This is a genomic window from Pseudomonas sp. FW305-25 (genome assembly GCF_017351415.1).
In the GTDB taxonomy this organism is placed as follows: Bacteria; Pseudomonadota; Gammaproteobacteria; order Pseudomonadales; family Pseudomonadaceae; genus Aquipseudomonas; species Aquipseudomonas chlororaphis.
Window position 1 is genome coordinate 46,436 of the sequence record NZ_JACNDE010000040.1, and the last position, 12,085, is coordinate 58,520.

At 56.1% G+C, this 12,085-nt stretch carries 7 protein-coding genes; 3 read left to right on the forward strand and 4 right to left on the reverse strand.

Going from position 1 to position 12,085, the window contains the following annotated elements:
* Window positions 1–199: 199 nt before the first annotated feature.
* A complete protein-coding gene (locus tag J4E58_RS27045; protein ID WP_087090763.1) occupies window positions 200–1,402 on the reverse strand; it encodes an EAL domain-containing protein in 1,203 nt (400 codons plus the stop codon).
* A 546-nt stretch (window positions 1,403–1,948) separates the two neighbouring features.
* Here J4E58_RS27045 and J4E58_RS27050 point away from each other — a divergent pair.
* Window positions 1,949–2,260 (forward strand): hypothetical protein, encoded by a 312-nt coding sequence (locus tag J4E58_RS27050; protein ID WP_087090761.1) that lies wholly within the window; start codon window positions 1,949–1,951, stop codon window positions 2,258–2,260.
* A gap of 535 nt (window positions 2,261–2,795) precedes the next feature.
* On the opposite strand, the gene J4E58_RS27055 is transcribed toward J4E58_RS27050, so the two are convergent.
* From J4E58_RS27055 to J4E58_RS27065, 3 genes are all read right to left on the reverse strand, one after another.
* Window positions 2,796–6,446 carry a transporter substrate-binding domain-containing protein gene (locus J4E58_RS27055; protein WP_087090758.1) on the reverse strand — a complete coding sequence of 1,217 codons (3,651 nt, stop codon included), beginning with the start codon at window positions 6,444–6,446 and terminating at the stop codon, window positions 2,796–2,798.
* Complete coding sequence (locus J4E58_RS27060) at window positions 6,447–7,073, reverse strand: response regulator transcription factor (protein WP_087090756.1); 627 nt, start codon at window positions 7,071–7,073, stop codon at window positions 6,447–6,449.
* A 153-nt stretch (window positions 7,074–7,226) separates the two neighbouring features.
* Window positions 7,227–8,576 carry an EAL domain-containing protein gene (locus J4E58_RS27065; RefSeq protein WP_256583113.1) on the reverse strand — a complete coding sequence of 450 codons (1,350 nt, stop codon included), beginning with the start codon at window positions 8,574–8,576 and terminating at the stop codon, window positions 7,227–7,229.
* Window positions 8,577–9,212: 636 nt separating this feature from the next.
* On the opposite strand from J4E58_RS27065, the gene J4E58_RS27070 reads away from it, so the two are divergent.
* Both J4E58_RS27070 and J4E58_RS27075 read left to right on the forward strand, forming a co-directional pair.
* A complete protein-coding gene (locus J4E58_RS27070; RefSeq protein WP_087090752.1) occupies window positions 9,213–10,034 on the forward strand; it encodes a helix-turn-helix transcriptional regulator in 822 nt (273 codons plus the stop codon).
* Between the two features lie 627 nt (window positions 10,035–10,661).
* Complete coding sequence (locus J4E58_RS27075) at window positions 10,662–12,017, forward strand: alginate export family protein (RefSeq protein WP_087090749.1); 1,356 nt, start codon at window positions 10,662–10,664, stop codon at window positions 12,015–12,017.
* Window positions 12,018–12,085: the final 68 nt, after the last annotated feature.

The following is a 12,085-nucleotide window of genomic DNA, read 5'->3' on the forward strand; positions in this document are numbered from 1 at the left end:
AGTGAGCGTATTTTCTCGACTGCCTCTGCGGATTAAGTTAGGAAATTTCCTGCTGTTTGTAGGAAATTTCCCAACCAACAAACATCAATAAAGTCCCTCCCGACGCCCATAAAAAAAACGCCAAAGAACATGTAATCAATGTCTTTGGCGTTATGCGTTTTCCAAATGAACCCATGCATTGCGCACTTGAATAAGCCTCTCAATAACTGGCCTCTGCCCCCCGTTGAAGATCCAGCCAATTCAACAAACTGGCCGCCGACATCGGTCGCGCGCACAAGTAGCCCTGCCCTTGTTTACAACCCAGTTCCAGCAGCACTTTGCGTTGTTCTTCGGTTTCGATTCCTTCCACCACCACCGACATGCCCAACGCCTCGCCCAGTGCCAATGTGCTGCTGATAACTGCGCGACGGCGCGGCTCGTGCTTGAGACCACGCACGAACTCGCCATCGAGTTTTATTTCATTGAACGGCAACTGGCACAGCCGCTGCAGTGATGAAAAACCGGCGCCGAAATCATCGATAGACAGGCTGCACCCCATCATTCGCAGGCGCACCAGGCTTTCCAGGCTGATGGCCGGTGCCTCGAGCAACCCCGTTTCTGTCAACTCGAAGGTAAGCCCGGAACCGGGTAGATCATGAGCCGCCAATATGGTCTGAATCCGGCCCGTGAGGTCCGGGTTGACCAGTTGCCCCGCATGCAGATTGAACGCGACATTCAGGGCAAACCCTTGATTGAGGGCCTGGCGCTGGAGCCTCAGGCCTTGTTCCAGCTGAAGGAACAGCAACTCATCCAGCCATCCGCAACGCTCGATAACCGGCATGAACACCGAGGGCGGCAAGACACCTTTGAACGGATGGTGCCAGCGCGCCAGCGCTTCGATACTGCACACGTCCCCCGTCTGCAGGTTGAACTTGGGCTGAAAGTACGTGTGCAACTGATGGCCGGCGAGCGCCCGACGAACCTCTTCTTCAGTGGCCGGTACGACAGGCAGCACGCCCGATTCGTTGATGGGCTCGTTCAAGTGCTTGGCCAGCAATAGCTGCAATGCCCCGGGTTGCAAAGGTTTGCTGACATCGCCCAGCAGCGCCATGCCCAACAGCGAAATCAGTTGCCCCGGCACACTGCGCGCATCGGCCGACAGCGTACTGCTGATGATGATCGACCCTGCCAGCCCGGAACGGCCCATGGCCTGCAAAAGGTCCAGGATGCCCCCGCCCTCCTTGCGCAAGACGCAAAGCGTTACATCCACCGGACCGATCTGTTCGAGACTCGCGAGTGCCTGCCCCTCATCCACGGCAACGAAGACTTCCTGGCATCCAGATTGCCGTAGCACGTTGGCCACCCTCAAACAATGGGAGGCCATGTCGCCAAGAACCAGAATGCGTAGCGGGAGCATGGGCATGGAAGCAGCTCACTCTGAAAGGAATGAGCCAATTGTCCGGACTTGATCAGCAGGTATCTCTAGGAAACTTCCTTCTGAAAGTAGGAAATTTCCGAACACAATACCGGGGAGTTACTGACGCCTAACACCGCAATCGTGTTTGATCGTTGCGAAATTTCCTACAGACAGTGCATTGCGACCTTCATTAACGTTTGCGCATCAATTGACTGTGGATATCGGCCAACCTCTCCAGACCGGGTCGGACATGACTAAAGATCGAAGACAACTACGAATCCTGCTTAGGCGACACAAAAAAAATCTTGAATTACTGATCGCGCACAGTAAATCGTGGCAAGGCGAAGATTGCGAAAGGGGTAGCGCCACCCGCCAGAATCTGACGCTACAGATCGAACAGTTATTGAAACAACTTAACAAGTGACGGGAACGCAAACCAGAAGCTTGACGCCGTTCTTGGCGTTCTGAACTTGCTTTTCCGATATTTATTTTGGCGAGACCCTCAAGTTTATCTCTCCAAAAGCAGGGTATAAAACCGATAGGAGATTTGCAGTGATTGGCGAACCCATGTCCGACCCACGCGCAGCCATTATTTCTGACCTGGAAAAATCCAAAGAGGCGTTTCTTGCCGCCGGAAAAACGATCCAGAACATCCCGTCAGGCCACAGCGGTTTCCTTTCCGAGGGGCCTGTCACGGGTCATCAAAAAGTCCAGCGGGCCGAGCGTGCGAAACTCGCACCCGCCCTGCGGGAACTGGCTGAATCCGGACGATCCCTGCGGGCGGCTGCAAACGCCCTGAAATTGAAAGTGGATCGAGCACAACTGATCGCCAAGGAAAACAACATCATGTTCAACCGCGTGTAGTACATGACTTCATATCAGGCGCCCCCGAAAACATTCCACTCACACGCCTATCCGCCATCAACAACGGCCTCGTTGATCACACAACTTTATTAAAACTTTGAAGTTTGGCTGCACTGCCGCAGCCGGCGCGACGGTCAACTGCACGCCGGCGATGCCAACAGCGTCTATCTGAGCAGCATCTATCCGGCGACGACACCGTCGACGCCACAGTCCTCGATACCCACAGCACCGCGCCCCTCTCCTACCCTCATATTGCGCCCCGCCGTGGCGGGCTCGGGCCTGCCCGGCACGTTGCCCCCGCGGATGGGCGAGCAACAGACGCTCAAATGGGATGGCTGCGGCTGCGATGCGAAAGCGTCCGAAGAGCAGGCATGGGTACGGAAGCACAACACCTGAATCTGGACGCCAGATGGCCGCTCTGGGTGCGTATCACACACATTAGTTATGCCGACAACGGAAGCTACCTCGACCTGGTCGGCCAACTGCATTCGGTGTGGAACCATTACCCCGACAAATACGGTAGTGATTGAAAAAACTACAATGCCGGCTCACTGATACGTTGCTCCAGCGTCTGCGCCAATCGCTCCATCGCTTGTTGCAACGCATCCACCGCCTCTGTCAGCGCGGCAGCGTCAGCCCCCATACAGACGGTTTCCAACTGCTCGCAGCACAGGATCAGACTGTCTGCCTTGATGATCCGCGCCCCGCCCTTGACCCGGTGGGCCAGATCGGAAAGCCCCGACAAGTCGTGCTCGCCGAACAGTTTGATGAGCCGCAACATATCCTCTTCGTTGCTGCAGGCCAGATCCCCCAGCAACTTCCTGATCGCGCGGTGATCGCCGCTGGTCAGTTGCTGCAGGCTGCTCAGATCGATGTCGCCCTCGACAACAGGGCTCAGGGCGCCATGCGTAGATGATTCCGAACCGGACTGCACCGAGGCAAGTCGGGCACTCAGGTCACCCAGGCTGGTCGGTTTGAACAGGCAATCGTCCATCCCCTCTGCCAGGCAGCGGTCTTTTTCCTCTGGCTGGGCATTGGCGGTCAGGCCGAGGATCAAGCAAGGCTCGGCCCCCGATGACTTTTCTTCGTCACGGATGGCCCGCGTCAATTCATAACCGTTCATGACCGGCATGTTGCAGTCGGTGATCACCACATCGAAATGGCCATTGCGCCAGGCGCGCAGGCCATGGGCGCCGTCCTCGGCGTCGCTGACGCTGTGACCGAGGTAAGACAGTTGCTGAGAGAGCAGCAATCGGTTGGCCGGGTAATCGTCGATCACCAAAATATTCAGCACACTCGCCTGATCCGTGAGCACGGCCGCAGGCGACTCGGCGGCGGGCACAGGTTGCAGGATCAGAAGATCGAGGCGGATATCAATCTGTGTGCCCTTGCCCGGCACGCTGGTCAGGTGCAATTGCCCGTCCATCATTTCACACAAGGTACGGCTGATGACCAGCCCCAACCCCGAACCACCCCGCGCCGACTGATGATTACTGCGGGCCTGGCCGAACGGGTTGAACAACAGCGCCTGATCTTCGGCCGAAATGCCAATGCCCGAATCCTTCACCTGGACATGAATCGCCAGGCGCTCGCCGCACACGCCGAGTACCGTCTGAACACTCAAGCGCACTTCGCCTTCGTCGGTGAACTTGATCGCGTTGCTCAGAAGGTTGGACAGGATCTGTTTGAAACGCAGGGGATCGATCAGGACATCGCGACAGGCCTTGAGGTCGAAATCCAGCAACAGCCGCACCCCCTTCTGCCGTGCCACCCCTTCGAACATGCGCACCACCGATTCGACCAACTCACGCAGGCTGGCCCGTTCCGGGGTCAGGGACAGGCGGCCGGATTCGATTCGTGCGATGTCGAGAATGTCGCCGATCAGATCCAGCAACCCCCGGGCCGCACCTGAGGCCACTTCGATTGCGAACCGGTCCATGATGCCTTGATCGGCCTTCTTCATCGCCAGTTCGAGCATGCCGATCACGGCATTCATCGGCGTGCGGATTTCATGGCTCATGGTCGCCAGAAAGGTGGTTTTCGCCCGGTTGGCGTCGTCGGCGCTTTTCTTGGCATTCTGCAATTGCTCCATCAGGCGCTGACGGTCGCTGATGTCGATCCAGCCGGCAATGATGCCCATCACCACGCCTTCACTGGTGTGATACGGCAGCATCCAGTGATACACCGTGTGCACCACGCCATCGGTGTGGATGTAGGTGCGATCCTGGAGCCATCGCGTGCCGCTCTCCATGACCTTGACGTATTCGGCCTGGAACGTCTGAGCATCGGAACGCCCAACCACCGGGCTGTCGATCAGACGCTTGCCCATCACGGCTTCGCGCGGCAGGCCCAGCGCGTCCAGGTAGGCCGAGTTGCAGCTGATCAGTCGCCCTTCGCGGTCGCGCACGTAAATCGGATGGGGCGTGCCATCGATCAAGGCCCTCATGAACTCCATCTGATCGTTGAGCGCCCGTTCGGCCTTCACACGGATAGACACCAGTTTGCGCAGATGAGCGATCCACACCAGCGCCAGAATCAGCAACAGCGCGAAAATGACAAACCCCTGGATGACCGCCGAGCGATGGTGCAGCCAGCTGTCGTTATCGATCACCACGTCGTGGCGCCAAGGGCTCGTCAGTTCATCCAGTTCTTCCGGAGGAATGCTTTGCAGGGCCTTGTCCAGAATCGAGTACAGCTCCAACGCCCCACGATCGGTGGCGAACCCAGTCGGTGCCGACAGAGGACCGACAACACTGGCCACCCGCAGACGGTCGCGGTACTGCCGCAGAATCATGTAGCGCCCGTTGATCAGCGAATTGAGGGCACCGTCCGCTTCGCCTTTGTCCAGCAACGCCAAGGCTTCGGCCGACGTCGCTGTCTCGACCAGTTGAATACCCGGGAATGTCCCACGAATATACTCACTCAGCGCATTGCCGCGCCGCATCGCCAGTCGTTTGCCGACCATGCCTTCCAGCGATTGCGGCCTGTCTGCCCCCTCCTGCGTGATCAGGACAAACGGGCTGGTCAGATAAGGCCGGGTGAACCGCAGCTCGCCTTCCCGGACGGCACTGGGGGTGAAGGCCGCGATCAGATCCGCATTGCCGGCCCGGACCTGCTCGATCAATTTCTCCATCGAGCTGCTGCGCAGGACATCGAATTTCAGACCGGTGCGCTGGCTGACCTTGGCCAGCACCTCGGCGCCGATACCCCGGAATTCACCCTGCCCATCAAAAAAGGAGACCGGCGGAAGACCGTCGTTGACGGCCACTGTCAGTCGAGGGTGCTTGTGCATCCAGCGTTGTTCGGCTTCTGTGAACTGGAGCGGGTCAAGGCCGGCAACGTTGAGGTCCCCTGCTCCCCACCGACGCAGGATCGTCATGCGATCGCTGATCGGGATCACCTCCAGCGCCGCATTGATGATCTGCAGGAGCTGACGGTTGCGCTGATTCAGGGCGAACGAGAAATGTGTGCTGAACACCCCCGACAACGTCGTCAGGTAGACGTCATTGTGGAAGTATTTGCCGACCAGATAATGGGTACTGACGGCATCGCCCAGATACGCATCCGCCTGATGGAATGCCACGGCACCGATCGCGCTCTGGGCCGATGGGTGCAGCTGTAGCGCTGCCTTGGGGTAGTTCGCGGTGACCGCATCCGTCGGCTGAACGTGATCAACGACGGCAAGGCGATTGCCAGCCAGGTCAGGCGCCAACACCTTGCTGGTGCCACAGCGCGTCACCAGCACCGACGGTGCCTGCACATAGGGACTGGTGAGCGCCAGCTCCGGATCTGTCCCATCGAAACTGTTGACGGTGCCCACCAGATCCAGCTCACCGTCCCTGAGCGCCTGCATCGCCTCGGCCCGGGAATCATAACGAAGCACTTCGATCCTGATGTGCAACATGCTGGCCAGCAGCGCGGCATAATCGGCCGTGATGCCCTCGTAATCCTGGCCCCCGGTGATCATGCCGAAGGGCGCGCTGTCCGGCAGCGATACCCCCAGGCGCAGTGATCCTTTATCGCGCAACCAGCGCCAGTCCGCTTCATCCAGAACGATCGCAGGCAGTTCACCGTTCGAGCGACCGAAGAGGTTCAGGGTTTGCACCGCAGCCTGTACCGGCGAAACACTCCCCAACTGACCGAGCAGGCAGACGGTCAGCCCAAAGCAACGCAGAAGAATTTTCATCTAAATCAGGTTATTGCGCTTGGCAAAGTCGGCCAGATACACCACCGACTTCACATTGAGTTTTTCAATGAGGCGGGTTTTATAGGTACTGACGGTCTTGTTACTCAACAACATGGCATCACCGATTTCCTTGTTGCTCAGGCCCCGGGCAAGTTGCTGCAAAATGACCAATTCTCGATCAGACAGTCCGCGGATCATCTCCAGCTCGGTGGAGTCGATATCACTGCGGCGCACGGAGTTTCCGGCAAGATTGGGAAAAAAGGTATAGCCGGCCATCAGCGCCTTGATCGCTTTGCTCAGTTCGCTCAATTCATCGGTTTTCGAAATGTAACCGGCAGCGCCCGCTTTCATGCAGCGCATGGCATAAAACGCCGCGGACTGAGAGGTCAACACCAGGATCTTGCTCGACAGTTTCAGAGCACTGATCCGATTGATGACTTCCAGACCGTCGAGGCTGGGCATGACGATATCCAGCAGGATCAGTTCCGGCTCATACTTGCGAGCCATTTGCACGGCATCGGCGCCATTGTCGGCCTCGGCAACGACTTCGAATTGCTCACGCTCAAGCAACACCTTCACCGTCGCCCGAATGAATGGATGATCGTCTACAATCAACGCTTTATGCATTTGAACCTCACTGCAATACGCACAGGAAAATACCAGTGACGAAATGGGCCATGCATCAAAAAAGTATGGAACAAATCACCGGTTTATGCCGCCCGGATCACTCAGTAATCAGGCAGTTATATCGAGTTGTTTGAGGAACCGAGACTGACGCTTTCAAACGGGTGAATCGGATTCCTGCAACCACCGCAGGAACCTCTGGGCCTCCATCGGACGCGCCAGGTGGAAGCCCTGGCCAAATGAACACCCCATTTCCACCAATCCGTCGCGGATAACGTGGCTGCCGACGCCTTCGATCACCAGGCTCATGTTCAGCGCGCGGGCCAGTGCCACGGTGCTGGTGACCATCGCATGGGTCCGTGGGTCCTCGATGGATCGGACGAGTTGGCCGTCGAGCTTGAGCTGGTTGAACGGCAGTTGGCTGAGCAACGTCAACGATGAAAAGCCCATGCCGAAATCATCAATCGACAGACCGCACCCCAGCAGGCGCAGGCGTTGGAGGTTTTCCCATGTCGTGCGAGGAACATCCAGCAAGCCGTTTTCAGCCACTTCGAACAACAACGTCCATCCTGGGAAACCGTGACGCTTCAACAGATGTTCAATGTGCTCGATCAGGTCGTTGCGGGCCAATTGCGAGGCGTGAAGGTTGAACGCCAACTCCAGGCTCAGACCGGATCGGCGCAAGGCATTCAGCAAACTCATCCCTTGCTCCAGCAGCTGCTTGAGCATTTCGTCGATCAGGTCATAGGCCAATACGGCCGCCAGAAAGTCCTTGGGCAACAACAGGCCTCTGACCGGGTGCTGCCAACGCACCAGCGCCTCTGCCCCGGCCACCGCGGAAGTTTTCAAATCGAACTTGGGTTGGAACCAGGCCTTGAACTCCCTATGGGCCAGGCCCCGCCGCACGTCCTCCTCGCTCGGGAGCCTAGAGTGAGGCGACGACTCGACGTCCGGTGCCGGCCGCCGGCGAGAATAGCGACTGAGGATTTCCTGCAATGTATACAGCTGCGTGGGTTTGCTCATGACGCCGAGCATCTGCAACCCCGAAAGGCAGGTCATCTGTTCGACTGCACGGCGCAATTCCGGCTTCAGCTCGCTGCACAGCGCAACAGCACGAGCCATGCCGTTCTCTGCGACCTGGGTCAGAAAGTCCAGACAGTCGACGGCCGTATTGCTCAGGTCACAAAGCACAATGTCAACGCCTCCCGCCCGGTATATTTGCGTCAGGGCCCGCTCGCTGTCATCCGCCTGCAAAATATCGTCGACACCCAGATGCTGGAGAGCCGTAACTAACGCGCCACGCTGAAACGTTTGTTCTTCTAAAACCAGGACGCTAGGGGAGCACATCTCGCCAGTTACTCTGCCAATGACTTGAGGGGAAAATTCTGGCAATTCCATTTCACTGGAAGCGAAGGATTTATCCCGGCAACTTGTAGGAAATTTCCCAAGCACTAGCTTGAAGCGCTTTCGACCAAGGGCGTTCTTACATCGGGATTCTTGATTCAAGTAAAGCGATGCCTTTATGTAAAAACGCCTTTAGCCGCGCCGCACTCGCATCCGAAAGGTAAACGTTTGCCAGCATTTTTCATGGTGCTTGCGTTGTCTGTAGCAACGGCACCATGACGTGTAAATGAGTAGTGAGCTAACTTTCTAATTATTACCTTCAGGAAAGACAAGAGCAGTGACTTACATGCGGAACCATAGCGCCCCTCACAGTAATCAAGGCTTTAATCATGTTTAAATCGCCCCACACCTAGTACGGTCAGGCATTGGGAGCAGGACTGAGAGAAGAGTAAAAAGTAGACCGGTGGCTGTACATACAACTATCGGGGTAGGTCATTAACCCATTACCAGTCGGCAACGGAAGTGCCCCTCTACTGACCGGTGTGGAAAATCGAGACACTCTCCAACTGTTTAGAAAGAGCTGCGATACGTGGAGTAACATTCAGGACAGCCATTCCCACTGTCTTCAACACGCCCTGACGTGATTTAGGCAGATTCGCTGGACCCAGAGTGAGCAAGGACCCCTGCCTGATGGTGCAACTCTGGTGGTCCAGTCCACAAAGGTCCGCACACAACTCCTCTGGCGTATTTTTTGCTTGATTTCTCCCTGCAATCGTTCTCGAACTAGCGGTATTGAACATGGCACTCAATCAGATATTGTCGCTCCAGGAAGTTGTGAACTGGAACATGGTCCTTGCCAGTCTGTTTGACAGACAATTGGAGAATGGCCTTCCGGGATTGCTTTCCGATGCGATGAAACATTTTATCGAACACGATACTTTCATCCTCAAGGCGTACGACCATGGCAGCGATTTGCCAATAATCATTTCTCATGACATCCCAGCGCATCGGCATTATCAGTATTTCGAAAATTACTTCGCATCGGCATACAAAGAAGATCCGCTGCTGGATAAGCTTCGATACGATGGCACGGGTAGCGTGATTCAAATCAATGCAAGTACTTGCGCGTTGAAAAACTCTGCGTACTACCGAACCTACTATGAGGATCTACACCTGCATGACGAGATCGATATCTTGTTGCCAGTGGCGCCTCGCCAATCCCTGGTGCTATCGATTGGCCGACGTGGCGGTGTTGCCCATGAAGACGAACTGGCAACGTTGAGCAGCGTCTATCCACTGATCGAGTGTTTGCTGAAAAATTTCTGGAAGCAGCGATCGGCGAAGCAAGACCTTGTGCCGCATTCTATCGAAACACGTCTGGCCAGGTTCGGTGAGGATCTGCTGACCGTGCGGGAGCGGGAAATCACTCGTTGGATGCTACAAGGCAAGTGCACCAAAGAAATTGCTCGTTTGCTGGAGATCAGTGCACAGACCGTCAAGGTCCATCGCAGAAACATTTATGCCAAGCTGGGCGTCAATACTGAACTGCAACTGTGCAGCCTGTTTGCCGCGACGGTACTTCCCTCCCCTTACGTGGGAAACGCCAAACACGTGGCTTGATGGAGCGAGCGCTAACGACCCGATTTCTGCTGCCGATAGCGCTTGCTCACCAGCCAGTAGGCTGCCCTGTGCCTCATCGCACAAAGCCACTTCGTCCTTGATCTGTCCTGGTACGCTCAGCAAGCGGACCCGCAAGCCACCCAGGTCGATACTCTCCTCTGGCCTCGCCCGCCGCGCTGCCTTGAAGGGCGGTACCAAGCTTCCCGAATACACGGGCCCTGGTACGTGGTAGAGGCCATCCTTCCCCTTGAACTTACCCCCTCACACCGTCTGCTCATGGCAGGCGCCATCGCCGACTCGATAGAAGTCATGAGGCATCAAGCGGTGTAGATTGTTCCTATGTAGATGCCGTGGTTAGTTGAAATAACCGTCTTCAATCAACTTGCTTGAATGCAGTCGTTGAAGGGTTCCCGAGTGCCCGACGCAAACTGAGGCTTTTTCCAGCAAAGTGCCCCGATAGGGGTATGTCCTCCTACCAGATCGCTCCAGTAAGGTTATTTAGTGCGACCGCCAAGGAGGAAACTGCTATTCGCAGATGCTAGGGCTTGAAACATAGCGTTAACGGTCGCCTCGCACTTCTCATAAAAAGGGTATTGCTACCCATCCAACAAAAGTTCGGAGAGTGTTATGGGGAACAGCAGCGGGCTGTGGCCAAGTTTTTTCAAAAATATCAGTGGCGTCACGCTTACCGCTATAGCGGTAACACAACTTCCAGTAGCGAAAGCCGAATACAACTTTACTTACGGCGACCTGAGTGGCAGCACCAGCGTGTTGCTAGGCGGAGCGGCACTCTCGACAAAAGGAGTCAACTTTGGTCTTGGCCAGATTGACTTCCGTAACGGAGAGAATCACGGAGATCGTGCAGACTGGTTTGAAGCATTCCTGAAACCAAAACTTGAACTTAAATACGACCTGAATGATTCCGTGAAATTTTTCTCGGGCCTATCATTCATCACAACCCACACCGGTGGCGACGGCGATGCCGGCGGATACACGCGTGGGGGAGATGGCAAGACCAGTTGGGAAGATCTTTATCTAGGCGCCCAGTACAAAGATCTGAGCATAAGCGCAGGCCGCCAAGGCTACGTGATCGGCAACGGTTTCATCATCGCGGATGGGCATCTGGGGATGCTCGACGAAGGAACGTACTGGGGAGATCCGCGCCGAGCGTTTGAAGACACGATCATCCTTCGTTATGCGGGCAAATCAGCTTTCTCAGCAGAAGCATTTACCGTTACGACCGATAAGCACATGGGGCATCAAAAGCTGTCTGGCATCAACATGGATTACAAAGCCCCCTACGGCAAGGTGGGCGCGGCGTACATCCATGTGAGCGATACCGACGCAAACTTCCAGCGCACCGCGCCGAAGAACGGCATGAACGTCTACGACTTCAGACTGCTGTCAATGAAGGTGCCAGGCATTGATGATCTGACGCTCGACGCTGAATACGCAGTCCAACGTGGAAGCGGTGAAGGCGTCGAGTTCAAAGGGAACGCCTGGTATGCCCAGGCTGCATACACCTTCTCTGCTTTGCCCGTAACACCACAGATCACTTACCGCTATGCGGCGTTTTCTGGAGATGACGACCCTAACGACGGAAAGCGAGAAAGCTGGGATCCTCTGGCCAAAGGCTACATGGATCGCGGCGCTTGGGTAATCGGTGACATCACTGGCAACTACTTGCTAAACAACAGCAACGAAGTGGTGGGTATGTGGAAGGCCGCATTCCCTATAACGCCGGAGGTGACCCTGGGTGCCGCGTATTACGACTTCGACCTGGACAAAAGCAATTATTACGGCACTGCTGTAAGCAGCAAAGAGTTTGCAGACGAAGCCGCTATTTTCGCTGACCTTGCCCTTACGAAGAACGCCTACATCACTCTGTCGTACAACCAGGTAAAGCCGAAGACGGCGGCCAAGGAAGTGTTTGGAGATAAGGATTTCTCTGCCCTTCAGGTCTACGCCACCTACCTCTTCTGATCACTCACGCGCCTCATCGAATTCAAGTTCGTGAGGCGCAGTGCCTCTAAAAAACCAGGCAAAGCGTG

Excerpts from the sequence above, each read along its gene's own strand:
- J4E58_RS27045 (WP_087090763.1), bottom strand. The coding sequence starts at position 1,402 with ATGCCCATGCTCCCGCTACGCATTCTGGTTCTTGGCGACATGGCCTCC.
- J4E58_RS27055 (WP_087090758.1), bottom strand. The coding sequence starts at position 6,446 with ATGAAAATTCTTCTGCGTTGCTTTGGGCTGACCGTCTGCCTGCTCGGT.
- J4E58_RS27070 (WP_087090752.1), top strand. The coding sequence starts at position 9,213 with ATGGCACTCAATCAGATATTGTCGCTCCAGGAAGTTGTGAACTGGAAC.
- J4E58_RS27060 (WP_087090756.1), bottom strand. The coding sequence starts at position 7,073 with ATGCATAAAGCGTTGATTGTAGACGATCATCCATTCATTCGGGCGACG.
- J4E58_RS27075 (WP_087090749.1), top strand. The coding sequence starts at position 10,662 with ATGGGGAACAGCAGCGGGCTGTGGCCAAGTTTTTTCAAAAATATCAGT.